This is a genomic window from Alcaligenes sp. SMD-FA (assembly GCF_025960365.1).
Lineage (GTDB): Bacteria > Pseudomonadota > Gammaproteobacteria > Burkholderiales > Burkholderiaceae_B > Alcaligenes > Alcaligenes aquatilis.
Genome location: NZ_CP110108.1, coordinates 334334 through 347302, shown reverse-complemented (window position 1 = coordinate 347302; position 12969 = coordinate 334334). Strand labels below are relative to the sequence as shown.

The following is a 12969-nucleotide window of genomic DNA, read 5'->3' as shown; positions in this document are numbered from 1 at the left end:
CACCTGTCCCCTATTGACACATTGAGCAATCGCTCAATATTATGACATTGAACAAGCGCTCAAACAATAAACACCTATGTCTTCGGCCTCTCGCAACTCCTCCATCGACCTGATTCGCACCGCTGCCCTGATTGGCATTTGTGTCGTGAACCTGCCCTATCTGGCACTGAGCGACAGTGACCCGATAAACATCTCCACCACCTATGACCATACCGCTGCCTTCCTGATCGAATTTCTGTTTCAGGGCAAATTTTTCCTATTGTTCTCGCTGATTTTTGGCTGGGGCATCGAAATCCAGGCACGCTCTGCCGAACGTGCTGGCGTTCCCCTGAGCCGCCGTTATTTTCGTCGCATGCTCGGCCTGGCCGTGCTGGGTTGCTTGCACGCAACCCTGGTATTTACTGGCGATATCCTGCTGCTTTACTCGGTGTTGGGTGTGCTGATCTGGCCGCTGCGCACGCTCTCTGCGCGTGGGCTGGTCAAGGTCGCCTTGCTGATGGTGCTGATAGAAATTATTAGTATTGGACTGATCGTTTACCTGCTCTCCAGTACAGAGGACATGGCGCCGGTTTACTCCCTGGGTGGAGCCTTCTCCGAAGCGACGTTGGCGCGCCTGGAAGAATGGCCGAATGCCTTCGCTTTCATGTTCCTGTATCAAGGCCCTTTGGCGTTCGGAGCCATGTTGCTGGGACTGGCTGCAGCCAAAAGCAATTTCTTTGCACATCGTAGTGCAGGACAACACAAGCTGGGACGCGCCCTGCCCTGGCTCTTGCCGCTGGCTTTGGCCATCAATTGTTTTAGCGCCCTGGTGGCCTACGAAACCAACCTGATGGGACTGATTGGCCTGCTCAGCATTGCGATAGGTGCCCCCATGCTGTCAGCCGTGTATCTCTATCTATTGCTGCGCTGCGGGCAATGGTTCAGACTGCCCAATGTCTTGATTGAAGCAGGCCGCAATTCGCTGAGCGCCTATGTGACCCAAGGCATTTTGGCCGGGCTGATTTTTAGCAGCTATGGCCTGAATCTGTTTGATGTTTTTGGCAATGCCGCACTATTGCCAATCGCCATTGCACTGGCTCTGCTGGCCATGATTTTGACGGGCCTGATTGCCCAGCACTGGGGGCGCGGCCCGCTGGAAGCGGTGCTACGACGCATCACCTACGGTGCCCAAAAAATCAGATAGCACGCTGACACCACCCCAAATCGTTTTTTGCTCTCTATTATGTGTACTGGAAATACGAGGACGGCAAAAATGAATTGCCACTACGCCACAATAAAATCAGGAGTGATGTCCCATGAGTAACAATGAAATCACTTGGTCCAATGGCCAATGGAGCGACACCAGCGCGCCTTTGATTGGCGCCACAGATCATGCTTTCTGGATGGCCACGACCGTATTTGACGGTGCCCGTTCCATCCACGGCCATACTCCGGATCTGGATCTGCACTGTGAGCGCCTGAACCGCTCGGCCATCACCCTGGGCATGGAACCCGTGATGACGCCCCAGCAAACCGTGGACCTGGTGCATGAGGGCCTGAAAAAACTATCCCACTCCACGGATTACTACATCAAGCTGCTGTATTTCGCGCCCGGCGGTTTCATCCAGCCCGATCCAGCCACCAGCCAATTGGCCATTCATATTTTTGAATCCCCCATGCCGGAAGACAGCGGCTTTAGCGCCACGTTCAGCGAATTCCTGCGCCCAGACCCCTCCATGGCTCCCACCGATGCCAAGGCGTCCTGCCTGTACCCCAACACCCAACGTATCTTGCGCGATGCCAGCGCACGGGGTTTTGACAACGCCATCGTGCTGGACTCCAAAGGCAAGGTAGCCGAGTTTGCCGTCGCCAACTTGTGGATTGTGCGTGACGGCGTCGTGCTGACGCCCGAACTAAACGGCACATTCCTGAACGGCATTACCCGCCGACGTGTCATGCAACTGCTGCGCGACGATGGCCTTGACGTACGTGAAGTCAGCCTGACACCGCAAGACGTGCTGGATGCGGACGAGATATTCAGTACCGGCAATTACGGCAAGGTCCTGCACTGCAATCGCATTGACGATCGCCACTATGCGCACGGCCCGGTTGAGACCCGTGCTCGCGAGCTGTACATGGCTTATACCGAGCGCAACTAAGTCTCAAAAGGTAGCCAAGCGGCCACCTACATTACTGAAAAATAGGCAGTGCGCCCAATGAAAAACGGCTCATTATTGAGCCGTTTTTATTTTTATACGGCGGGAGAAACCGGGCTATCGCCCTGCCCCAAATCCGGCGCTTGGTCCCCTTCTGCTTGCGCTTGTGCCTGCTTCATCTGATTGAGCAGGCTATGCAGCATCTCGGTCGACAAGCCGTGCAGCACCAAGCGGTAGCCTGCTCGCAAGGTCGACATAGGCACCAAAGGATGGCCATTGTTGAGCAGAATCAGGTGCTCGGGCGCCTGCAGGATCTTGGCAGCATAAATCCCGATCGTCTCGTCCAACTGCAAGGAATTGGCCGCACGCCAGAAGTCATTATCGGTCAGCAGCAACTGATACAAGGGCGTGAACAGTTCAATGGCGCTTTGCAGATCCATCTTGTTCAGCGGGCCTTGCGGCATATCATCCAGCGCCAGGGGTATGGGCTGGATCATGGAGAAATCCACCCGCTCCGGCGGGCCGATTTCCTGATTATTGTCCCGCAAGGTCTGATTGAGCCGGATCACGAAATTGAACAGATTCAAATCGTGCTTCACAAAAGTGTGATCACGCAATTCGTCGATGTTCATGGGCGTGAGCGGCGAAGTCGGCACCTGGGTGGGCGAGTTGGCGGCGATAAAGGCCAGCACCTGTGAACCCAGATGGAAGTGGCGCAGAATCAGCCAGTTGGCCTGTGGCGAGACAAAACGTTTCAGGCCCCACACCAGAATGCGGTGCAGCAGGCCCGAGTGCGACCATTTGCGTGGCAAAAAGGTTTTAACGACTTGAATCAGCACAATCATCAGGCGTGCCAATGGCCGCAAGAACGGCAGCAGATACTGACGCGATGAGGAACTGGAGTCGGTCAGCCAGGCCTGCTTGACCTCGTCAGGCAGGGGCGTGCTGCGATCCAGATATAGGGCCCGCCAGGGATTGGGATCCTGCGGGTCATGCGGTTTGCTTAAAAAATCCGGGATTTGATCCATGACTTAACACTCTTTCGCGTATTGGAACTGCATCAGGTACAGGGCGGCGGTGCGACGTGCGGTTTCAATAATAATCTGCTCGGCGCGGCCTGTTTCATCGCAATCCAGAGCCAATTCCACCGCCACCAACCAACGGGCCAGGTGATGCTCGTCGTTCATGCCGTGATAGTGCAGGAAACGGTACATATTCGGTTCCAGCGACAGCGAGGATTTCAGCAGGGGCAACAAAGCGGGCACAATGCGTTGGCCTGTGCCTTCAATAATATAAATCGCCCCCAGCAAACCGATCGGGTCCTGACTGGCCGCCAAGGCATGCAGGTAAGAATTCAGAGCCTGACCACCGGGATTACGAGTCAGTTGCTCGATCTCGGTCGCAGTGCCACCCGCATATTGATAATCCTCGAACAGAATCTTGAAGTCGTCCTGCTCTTCGCCTGCGTGCAGACGAATCAGCTCGGCCAGCGGTGCGTAAGTGGGCGACAAGGAGTCGCAGGCTTCGCGCATCCACTTGGCCCCTTCACGCACTTGGGGAATCCAGTCTGCCATCCACTTTTGATAGTCCTGCATGCGAATCGAGCCATCATGCAGGCTGCGCAGCAAAGGCGTACGCCACACTTGGGAACGATAGTCATGCCAGATGGGGGCCAATTGCGTCAGCAAATCGCGCAAGCCTTGCGGGGCCGTGGCCGGATCGTGCGGGGGAGCAATATCCACCTGCTCGCAGGACGCAGCTACCGCTTGCTTGGCAGACGGGTAGGACACGGTTGGGGCCGGCGCATCGCAGGCTTCCACTTCCAGCAGCATGTAGGCCGTCATGAAGCGGCCCGACTCGGGCACGTAACACAGGATTTGCTCGCCGGGCGTCAAGGTCCGATCACGCATGAACTCGGCCAGCATGATCAGAATGGATGCGGCTCCTGTATTGCCGCGCCAGCGCAGATTGCTGTACCAACGTTCGGCCGGGATACCCAGGCCAGCCTGCTCTAGCAAATCGGCCACTACAGGCATGAATTTTTCGGACGAGTAATGGCACAGGAAGTGGCTGATGCGCTCGGGGTCGACCCAGCCATCGCGCACCAGCTTCACGTACTCGTGAATGCCGATGTCAAACAAGTGCGGCAGCAGGCGAATGTCCTGGCGCAGGGACAAGGCACCGGCCTGTTCAGCGTCGGCCCAGGAGTCGTAATCCAGATGGCTGCGCGTGGAGTCGCGGGCGGCACCTAGCTGCATGCAAACGGGGTAATCACCCGAGAAGGATTTTTGATGAATCCAGCGCAGACGCAAACGCACGCCGGGCTGGGTGGTAGGCAACGCCTGATCCTGGTGGCTAAGCAAAGCCGCACCGGCGCCATCGGACAGCATCCAGCGCAAAAAATGCGCGTCGAAGTCTGCCTGATAGTCTTGTGATGCAAAACGCGAGCGGCGAAACAGGCGCGAAGGCATTTCGCTGGCCACCGCCATGCCATGGCGATGCGCCCCCAACTCGATACCTTGGGCAACCGTCTGCAAAGCCGTGACTCCTGCGGCGCAAATCCCGTGTACGGAATGCACTTCCAGCGGGGGGGCCGCCAGTTCCCCTTGAATCGCATTAGCAAAACCGGGCATCAGCAAATCCCCCCCTGATGAGCCGCTGGCCAGCAGGCCAATGTCGCTCATGCTCAAACCCGCCTGCTCCAGGCAACGGCGAATGGCATTAGCGGCCATAGCCGTATTGCTCCAACGCGTACTGCCATCTTCACCAATCGCGTAGTAGCGCTGTTGAATGCCGTTCTCGGCCAGAATGCGCTGCTTGATACGCCCCGAAATACGATTCAAGGGGGCAATAAAGTTATCCATGGCGGTGTTATCGACCGGCTCGCCGGGCATAAACCACTGGGCCTGCTGGATAACAACGTGCTCAAAGGCCACGGGCATAGAAATACTCCTGATTACACGCAATCACGCCGACACTCTGTCTGGTCCACGGCGTTCAAGGATTGGCTGCGGTAGCGAGGCACAAACAGGCCCAGCACAAAAACACGCAGCATATAAGGCACCAGTCCCCCTTCGTTCAAGACGTCCGGGGTGCGGGCTCGGTATTCAGTGTCGTGCAGCCCGGTCAACTCGGACCAGTGCGTGCGCGGATGTTCATGGTGGGCCACATGCAGGCCGATATTAAAGAGCAAGGGGTTGACCAGGCCCTCGAAATTGCGGGCATAGGCCAACTGTTCGCCATGTCGACCCTCATGACTGCCGTCAGCATGGGCATGCTGCAGATAATTGGTGGTCAGCAGCCAGTGCAAACCATGCAACTGCGGCACGATGACGTACAAAAAACCTTTCCACGGGTCCAGCGCCAAAGCCAGCGTCCAGCTCGCCAGCCACACACCGTATTGCGCCATGCAATAGGCCCACACGCCCGGCCAATGCCGGCGCAAGCTGCCCAGCCAGCTAAAAATCGTGGGGTACAGCGCAGGCACAGCCTCAAAGGGGTGCATCAGCCAGCCCAGCGTGTCGTTGGTGTCCCCCCGCCAGAAACGGTAGGTGCGGGCCACATCTTTTTCACCATGTTTGTAGCGATGGTGGTTGCGTCCATGCGCAGGCCAGAACACGCAAGCGGGGTGGCCTTGTACCAGAGTCAGCCAGAAATCCGTCAAGCGATTGGGGAGACGGCCGCGCCACATGCGCAAATGGTGATGGTTGTGGTTGATAACGCCTATGCCCAGCGTCAGAAACAGCAGCACGCCGTACAGCATCCAGGAGAAACCGCCCCGCCACAGCGCGACCACCAGCACAGGGTAGGCAATCAGGTACAACAGGCTTTGCCAATCACGCGGGTGACGCAAACGCCAGGCAACACTCATCCGCGCGCCTCCTGGGGGCGATCGGGCAAGCGGGTGCCAAACAGGCGGTCCATAAAGCTGAATTGAAAGCCATAATTGCCGTTGTACTGCGCGTGATGGCGCTGGTGACGACGGCTAGCTGCCAGCCAGTTGCGGCTGGAGACATGGGGGAAAAAGTCGTAATTGGAGTGGCCGATGCTGTTGAAAAACAGGCTGAACAAAGGCACGGACAAGAGCGACCAAAAACTGAAGTCATGCACAACCATGGGCAGCAAGATCACATTGCCCAGCATGAGCGACTCCAGCGGGTGAAAACTGTAGGTAGAGAACGGCGTCACCACAACGGAAGAATGGTGCGGGCCATGATACCGGCGCAACCAACGGGTATGCAGGAGGCGGTGATTGATCCAGAAGTGCACATCGTTCCAGATCACCAGAGCCAGAATTTCCAGGGCAATACGGGTCGCGCTGGCATCGGGCGTCAAATGCGCCCAGCCCAGTTGCAAGAAGCCCCAGGGAAAAATCATGCCTGTGCCGAAGATCAGAATGGCCGTACCGGATTGCTTCAGTTCCCGGCGCAGTTGCCCAGGGCGCAAAGGACGTGTGTCCAAGGGACGTCCCCACCCCAAGGCAGGACAAAGCCAACGCGTCAGCGCCAAAGTGCCCAATGCGAACAGCAAATAAATGCCGCCGAAAAACAATAAGCCCACGCCCATGACCTGCCAGACGTTCAAGGCCTGAAAAGCCTGCCCCATTCCACTCTCTACGTAACAAAGTGCGCTCATGCTAGCGCGCTCAGAACGATTACGTTTGTTAATTTGGTTACTAATTGCTCACATTTGGACTGCCCACCCTTGTGATACCACCGTGCGCCAGCCCAGATTAATCATAACGGGATTTCTCCAGAGCCTGATAGACTGAACGCGCCCTTCGGGGACACAGAACTTGATCAGGCACTTGTCTTGAACCTGCCCGCATACGATATACTGACTCGTCACCGACTTCCTTTAGACACTATGAGACGCTGGTTCGTCGTCGTCTTACTTCTTATCCTTCCCCTGCAGGCTTACAGCTCCCACTACCACGCAACCGTGCAAGGTGGTCAATCGGCTTTATTCGTTCAACACGAATCCGATGCAGCCGAGTCTGTGGAACATCGCGTCTCCTCCGGGAATCATCCCTTGCAGCAGCTCAGCGCCATTCTGGCGCATACGCCCATGCAACAGTACGCCGATCATGCAGACACGCCTTTGCCTTATCCGGTACAGTCTTTTTGGCTGCATGCCTGGCCGACGGCTTGCCCAGCTTATTCCCTACCCACTATTTGCTGCGAATTCGCCCCCGAGCATCGCCCACCGCGCCTCTGATCTCTGAGGTGCCTGCGCGCGCTGCTCTTTTGCTTTTTTGCACTTATTTATCTGTCTAACAGGACAACATCATGGAATGGCTACTCGATCCCAGCATCTGGGTCGGCTTATTAACGTTGGTGGTGCTGGAGATTGTTCTCGGCATCGACAACCTGATCTTTATCGCAATTCTGGCCGATAAGCTCCCTCCGCATCAGCGCGACCGTGCTCGCCTGATCGGTCTGTCTCTGGCGCTCATCATGCGTCTGGGTCTGCTTACCATCGTCTCCTGGCTGGTCACCCTGACTACGCCGCTGTTCTCTATCGGACCACTCAGCTTTTCAGGCCGGGACCTGATCTTGCTGCTGGGCGGTCTGTTCCTGCTGTTCAAAGCCACCAGCGAACTGCACGAACGCCTGGAAGGCGGCAGCCACCACGCCAGCACCAATAAGGCTTACGCCAGCTTTGGTGTGGTCGTGGCGCAAATTGTGGTCCTGGATGCCGTGTTCTCCCTGGATGCGGTCATTACCGCCGTGGGTATGGTGGACGAACTGCCCGTCATGATGACGGCCGTGATCATCTCCATCGCATTGATGATCTGGGCCTCCAAACCGCTCACCACCTTCGTGAACAACCATCCCACCGTGGTGGTACTGTGCCTGAGCTTTTTGCTGATGATTGGTCTGACACTGACCGCCGAAGGCCTGGGCTTCAAGATTCCCAAGGGCTATTTGTACGCGGCCATTGGTTTTTCTATTCTGATCGAGTTCTTCAACCAGATTGCCCACCGCAGCCTGCTGCGCTCACAATCGCGCCGCCCTTTGCGAGACCGTACGGCTGAAGCCGTGCTGCGCATGCTCAGCAACCGCAAGAATCAAGACAAGGACGACGGCGGTAGTGACGGCCAACTGGAACTCAATGAGCAGACTTTCCGCACCGAAGAACGCAATATGGTCAGCGGTGTGCTCAGTCTGGCAGAACGCCCGATCCGCTCCTTGATGACTCCTCGCCAGGAAATTACCTGGCTCAATATCGAGGACTCCACCGACACCTTGCGCCAACAATTGCGCGCAACTCCGCACAGCTTCCTGCCGGTATGTCAGGGCGATCTGGACCAGGTAGTGGGTGTGGCCCGCGCCAAGGACTTGCTGGCCGATCTGGACAACTACCCCGAGGTGAAAGTGTGGCCAGACTTGCGCGAACCCATCATCGTGCACGAGCACACGGATGTCCTTAGCGCGATTGCCATGCTCAAGCAGTCCAATGGCCAGTTCGTGCTGGTCACTGACGAGTACGGGGCAATTGAAGGTTTGCTGACCCCTATCGACATTCTCGAGGCCATTGCCGGTGAATTCCCCGACGAGGACGAACAGCCCGCCATTCAGCAAATTGGCCCCAATCTGTGGCAGGTGGACGGCAGCACCGACTTGCTCTTGCTGGCCCAGGCGGTAGAAGCAGACGATTTGCTCTTGAAAGACAGCAACTTCAACTCCGTAGCTGGCTTCTTGCTGGAGCGTCTGGATTCCCTACCTACGGTAAGGACCGTTGTTGAGGCCGAAGGCTTGCGCTTTGAGATCACCGAAGTCAGCCAGCGTCGTATTGCAACGGTACACGTCAGCCGTTTGCAAACACCCGCGCAGACACAAGAGTAAAGAAATGGCCCGCTTCACAGCGGGCCATTTTCAATCAGGCACGGCTCAAAAGAGCAATTCCACCCGGCAAACACATCACCTGTACGCCGTATACCTGCTGCAAGACCTCCAGCACCTCGGGCAAGTTGTCCAGACTGACCGCAAAGCTGACCAATACAGAGCCCAACGTGGCGTCTCGCAAAATCAAATGTCCTGCCCAATAGCGGTTCAGCTCAGCCAGCACCTGTGACAAGGGCTGCTCATGAAAAGCCAATCGGCCCTGCCGCCAGGACGGCAAGTTCTCCGCTGCAACCGTCTGCACCGAACTGATGGCATGGCGTCCATACACCAACTGCTCTCCGGCCCCCAAACGATAGCCTTGCCCGCCAACGTCCACCTGCGCACTGCCGGACAAACAGGTCACCTGAGTTTGGCCATTCAGATAGCGAATATTGGTACGGCCATTAAAAGTCTGAATGGAGCCTACGCCAGCGAACACCGTAGCTACCGAGGCCGACCGCTCGGACTGACGCACCTCCACCTCTCCGTCCAGCAGAGCCACAACCCTGCCCAAATGCGGGTCGTCACTGACATTCAAACGACTGCGGGTATTCATATCCAGCCAAACATGGTCCATCAGTTGGACGCGCCGCTGCTCGCCTGCACCCGTGCGATAGTCAGCACGTAAATCGGCCAAGGAGGGCCACAGTTGCAGAGGGGGTTTGGCGAGCAAATACAGTCCACCCCCCACTAGCAAACCACCCAGCAAGGCACGGCGCAAAGGCTGATGACCGCGTTTTTTCATCAACTTGGCCTCGCGCAGCCATTGTTCACGGTCTTGAGGTGTGGCATCCCACATTTCGCGCGCGTGGGCGAAAGCGGCCGCATGAGACGGGCTGCGCCCACACCAACGACGCAACTCCCGAGCCTGACGAGAGGTCAGCGAGGACGTTTTCAGGCGGCTGACCCAGGCTCGTGCCTCCTTGTGCAAGGTGTCTTCATCCAGATTCACGGCATTAGCAGGGTTCATCAACAAATCAATTCAAAAAGCACGACACAAGGACTGAAAATCGCAATCCAAAACGTTTTGCCTATCCGTTTAAACGGATAAAAATTAAATTTCAAGGGCAAGCGTAAATTGTCGGAAACTGCAGGCCCTACCGTCAAGCCACAGGCAGTCATAAAGGGTAAAGTCCAGTGTTAACAGCACTGCATCATCTGCCGACGCAGCCAGGCATGGCCCGGGTCGGCATGGCGACGGCTATGCCAGACTTGCTGAAACAATACCGAGGGAATAGGCAGCGGCGGCTGGAAAAACACCAGTTCGGCCTGCTCGCGCAGATGCTCGGCACTGCGGCTGGACACTGTCAAAATCAGGTCCGTGCCAGCCAGTACTTGAGCAGCAGCACTCCAATGCGGCAAAGACAACACGATTTGCCGTTTAAGACCGCGTCGATTCAAGACATTGTCGACTTCACTTTCCCCTCCCGGACGCATGGCCAGCAGTACATGCGGGCGCTGTAACCATTCTGCCAAAGCGGGCGCTTGCCCCTCAGCCAGGCTGGCCCGATCCGCAATACAGATCAGATGTTCCTCAAACAAGGTCTGCGCCTGCAGACTGGCCGGGATTTCCGAAAACACCCCCAGGGCCAGATCAATCTCGCCATCGTGCAACTGCGCCAACATGGCTTCCCGGCTGGCCTGGCTGACCGCCAAGCGAATCCCCGGCGCTTCTTGCCGTAGGCAGCGCATCAAGGGAGGCAAAACGATTTGTGCACCGTAATCCGACATGGCAAGACGGAATTCACGTTGTTCGCTGGCCGGGTCAAAACCGCCCGTATCCAGCAAACCATTTAATTGCTCTAAAGCCTGTTCCAGCGGGCGCTGCAATTGCAAGGCCAGCGCGGTTGGTTCCAAGCGGGAACCCCGACGTATCAGCAAAGGATCGTTGAACACTTGGCGCAGATGCGCCAAAGCATGACTGACGGCGGGCTGACTTTTATGCAAACGCCTGGCAGCCCGCGTCACATGCTGTTCGGTCAACAAGGCATGCAGGCTCAGCATTAAATTCAAGTCTATACGGCGTAGCTCATTCATAGAACGAATAATGACTGTGCACACTATTAATTTCAATAAGAATTACGAATAGTGCAAGATAGAGCTTTGATTCTTAGGGAGATGCGCTTATGCCGGGTACCGTTTTATTCAGTATGTTGGTGGCTGTCTTTGCCGGATCGGCTGTGCCGTTTCAAGCCGCCAGCAATGCCGTTCTGGGTAAAGTCCTGGGGCATCCGCTATGGGCAACACTGGTCTCACTCTGTATCAGTGCGGCGCTGGTGCTGCCAACAATCTGGCTGATGCGCGCCCCCGCTCCCCTGACTGCACAACTGGCACATGCCCCCTGGTGGGTATGGACAGGGGGTATTGGCGGGGTGATTTACATCAGCGCCGCCCTGATCCTGACGCCACGCATGGGCGCGGCCAGCTTTATTGTCTGTGTGGTAGCCGGGCAAATGCTCAGCTCCATGCTGATCGACCACTACGGCTTGATGGGCCTGACCCCGCGCCCTGTCCATATGGGACGCATCGTGGGCGTGCTGCTGATTCTGGCCGGCATGGGCTTGGTGCAATGGTTTACGCCATCCGTGCCTGCAGCGGCTGAAAATGAAAGCGCCACTGCGGATCACAGTGGCGCTCAGCAAGGCAATCCAAGTCTTGCTCACCGTGCAGGCGCTAAAAGCAGCACCCGCTCTTGAGCCCGCTTAGGTGCAAGCCTTGGTCGATTTGGAGCGGAACTGGCTGCCCCACCAGAACCCGGCCGACAAGGCAGCCGCACACAACATGCCCAAGGCCAGCAACAGGCCGCTGTCGAACAACAGCGGAGCCACTACACCAGAAACAGTGGCAAACAAGAGCATTTGCCAGGCACTTTGTACCGAAGAAGCCAGACCGCGCATGGTGGGGAACGTGCCCAAGGTCACCACCGTCATGCCTGGCAAGGCCATCGACATGCCAAAGGCGTACACAAAAATAGGCATCACCGCCCAAGGCACTTCAGCCTGGAACAGCAGGTTATACACGGTGTTAAAGGTTGCACCAGCCAGCATGATGGACAAGCCCAGACGAATCATGCGTGCCGGGGCCAATTTTTCGGCAAAGCGAGCATTCAGAATGGAGCCGCCCAACATACCCCCAATAAAGGGCAGGAACAGCCAGGCAAAGGCGGTTTCTGTCAGACCCAGCACACCAATCACAAAGCTGGCCGCTGACGAAATGTACAAGGCAAAACCACCAAAAGCGAACGCAATGGCCGAGATGGCCAGCACAAACCGGCCATTGCTCAAGGCGCGTGCATAATTGGCCAAAATGACCCACAGTTTCAAGGGCTGGCGCGATGCCACGGGCAAGGTTTCAGGTAGTTGTCGCCAACACAGCGCAATCAGGCCGATGCTCAGTACCGTCAGCATCCAGAACACGGAACGCCAGCCCGAATAGCTGCTTAAATAGCCTCCCATTACCGGAGCAAGAGCGGGCGCCAAACTGAACACCATGGTGATGTGGGCAAACAAGCGCTGGGCCTGCACCCCTTGTACACAGTCGCGCGCCAGGGCCTGACCGACGACCCGCCCCGCACCAGCCGAACAGCCCTGGATCAAACGGAAGAACAACAGCCAGGAAAAGCTAGGGGCCAGCGCCGAGCCCACGGACCCGATCAAGAACAGGATCAGGGAGGCCAGAATCACGGGACGCCGCCCGAAACTGTCGGACAACATGCCCCAGAACAGGCTCATGAAGGCAAAACCAAACAGATACAGACTTAAGGTCTGCTGAACCATTGACTGGTCAACGGAAAATTCAACACCGATGCGGTGAAATGACGGCAGATAGGCATCGGTAGCAAAAGGCCCCAGCATCGCCAACGCCGCCAACACCAAGGTCAGCTTGCGGTAATTCATAGATAGCTTTGGAAAACAGGAGGGCGCCAGAACTGGCGCAGGGATAGGGGC

Annotated in this window: 12 protein-coding genes; 5 read left to right on the top strand and 7 right to left on the bottom strand. The window is 56.9% G+C overall.

What is annotated here, in order from left to right; translation table 11 throughout:
* The first annotated feature begins 76 nt into the window (after positions 1-76).
* Complete coding sequence (locus OKX01_RS01520) at positions 77-1183, top strand: DUF418 domain-containing protein (RefSeq protein WP_264672338.1); 1107 nt, start codon at positions 77-79, stop codon at positions 1181-1183.
* 112 nt (positions 1184-1295) lie between these two features.
* Entirely contained in the window at positions 1296-2138 is an 843-nt protein-coding gene (locus tag OKX01_RS01515; RefSeq protein WP_108728264.1) for a branched-chain amino acid aminotransferase, read from the top strand.
* A gap of 92 nt (positions 2139-2230) precedes the next feature.
* Here OKX01_RS01515 and OKX01_RS01510 read toward each other — a convergent pair whose 3' ends face one another.
* The 4 genes from OKX01_RS01510 to OKX01_RS01495 are packed head-to-tail and all read right to left on the bottom strand — an operon-like array spanning position 2231 to position 6740.
* Positions 2231-3163, bottom strand: coding sequence for a DUF6999 family protein (locus OKX01_RS01510; protein ID WP_264672337.1), 933 nt, complete (start codon positions 3161-3163; stop codon positions 2231-2233).
* Between the two features lie 3 nt (positions 3164-3166).
* Positions 3167-5077, bottom strand: a complete 1911-nt coding sequence (locus tag OKX01_RS01505; protein WP_264672336.1) for a beta-ketoacyl-ACP synthase III — start codon at positions 5075-5077, stop codon at positions 3167-3169.
* A gap of 14 nt (positions 5078-5091) precedes the next feature.
* Positions 5092-6006, bottom strand: coding sequence for a fatty acid desaturase (locus OKX01_RS01500; RefSeq protein ID WP_094195393.1), 915 nt, complete (start codon positions 6004-6006; stop codon positions 5092-5094).
* Complete coding sequence (locus OKX01_RS01495; protein ID WP_094195392.1) at positions 6003-6740, bottom strand: sterol desaturase family protein; 738 nt, start codon at positions 6738-6740, stop codon at positions 6003-6005. Before OKX01_RS01495 ends, OKX01_RS01500 begins: the two co-directional genes overlap by 4 nt.
* A gap of 261 nt (positions 6741-7001) precedes the next feature.
* Here OKX01_RS01495 and OKX01_RS01490 point away from each other — a divergent pair, with 261 nt between their 5' ends.
* Positions 7002-7352 carry a hypothetical protein gene (locus OKX01_RS01490; protein ID WP_159063888.1) on the top strand — a complete coding sequence of 117 codons (351 nt, stop codon included), beginning with the start codon at positions 7002-7004 and terminating at the stop codon, positions 7350-7352.
* Between the two features lie 71 nt (positions 7353-7423).
* The gene (locus OKX01_RS01485; RefSeq protein ID WP_094195391.1) at positions 7424-8983 is read left to right on the top strand and encodes a TerC family protein; all 1560 of its coding nucleotides are present in this window, start codon (positions 7424-7426) and stop codon (positions 8981-8983) included.
* Between the two features lie 34 nt (positions 8984-9017).
* Here OKX01_RS01485 and OKX01_RS01480 read toward each other — a convergent pair whose 3' ends face one another.
* On the bottom strand, positions 9018-9992 hold the full coding sequence (locus OKX01_RS01480; protein WP_230018878.1) for a FecR family protein: 975 nt from the start codon (positions 9990-9992) through the stop codon (positions 9018-9020).
* A gap of 170 nt (positions 9993-10162) precedes the next feature.
* Positions 10163-11059: a LysR family transcriptional regulator gene (locus tag OKX01_RS01475; RefSeq protein ID WP_125277334.1), complete on the bottom strand. Its 897-nt coding sequence runs from the start codon at positions 11057-11059 to the stop codon at positions 10163-10165.
* 89 nt (positions 11060-11148) lie between these two features.
* Between OKX01_RS01475 and OKX01_RS01470 the strand changes: the two genes are divergently transcribed.
* Positions 11149-11718: a DMT family transporter gene (locus OKX01_RS01470; protein WP_125277333.1), complete on the top strand. Its 570-nt coding sequence runs from the start codon at positions 11149-11151 to the stop codon at positions 11716-11718.
* 6 nt (positions 11719-11724) lie between these two features.
* Here the strand turns inward: OKX01_RS01470 and OKX01_RS01465 are convergent, their stop codons facing one another.
* Positions 11725-12918 (bottom strand): multidrug effflux MFS transporter, encoded by a 1194-nt coding sequence (locus OKX01_RS01465; RefSeq protein ID WP_094195387.1) that lies wholly within the window; start codon positions 12916-12918, stop codon positions 11725-11727.
* Positions 12919-12969 lie beyond the last annotated feature (51 nt).

Coding starts and splice junctions, on each gene's coding strand:
- OKX01_RS01465 (WP_094195387.1), bottom strand. CDS start 12,918: ATGAATTACCGCAAGCTGACCTTGGTGTTGGCGGCGTTGGCGATGCTG.
- OKX01_RS01475 (WP_125277334.1), bottom strand. CDS start 11,059: ATGAATGAGCTACGCCGTATAGACTTGAATTTAATGCTGAGCCTGCAT.
- OKX01_RS01490 (WP_159063888.1), top strand. CDS start 7,002: ATGAGACGCTGGTTCGTCGTCGTCTTACTTCTTATCCTTCCCCTGCAG.
- OKX01_RS01520 (WP_264672338.1), top strand. CDS start 77: ATGTCTTCGGCCTCTCGCAACTCCTCCATCGACCTGATTCGCACCGCT.
- OKX01_RS01505 (WP_264672336.1), bottom strand. CDS start 5,077: ATGCCCGTGGCCTTTGAGCACGTTGTTATCCAGCAGGCCCAGTGGTTT.
- OKX01_RS01510 (WP_264672337.1), bottom strand. CDS start 3,163: ATGGATCAAATCCCGGATTTTTTAAGCAAACCGCATGACCCGCAGGAT.
- OKX01_RS01515 (WP_108728264.1), top strand. CDS start 1,296: ATGAGTAACAATGAAATCACTTGGTCCAATGGCCAATGGAGCGACACC.
- OKX01_RS01485 (WP_094195391.1), top strand. CDS start 7,424: ATGGAATGGCTACTCGATCCCAGCATCTGGGTCGGCTTATTAACGTTG.
- OKX01_RS01500 (WP_094195393.1), bottom strand. CDS start 6,006: ATGAGTGTTGCCTGGCGTTTGCGTCACCCGCGTGATTGGCAAAGCCTG.
- OKX01_RS01470 (WP_125277333.1), top strand. CDS start 11,149: ATGCCGGGTACCGTTTTATTCAGTATGTTGGTGGCTGTCTTTGCCGGA.
- OKX01_RS01480 (WP_230018878.1), bottom strand. CDS start 9,992: ATGAACCCTGCTAATGCCGTGAATCTGGATGAAGACACCTTGCACAAG.
- OKX01_RS01495 (WP_094195392.1), bottom strand. CDS start 6,740: ATGGGGCAGGCTTTTCAGGCCTTGAACGTCTGGCAGGTCATGGGCGTG.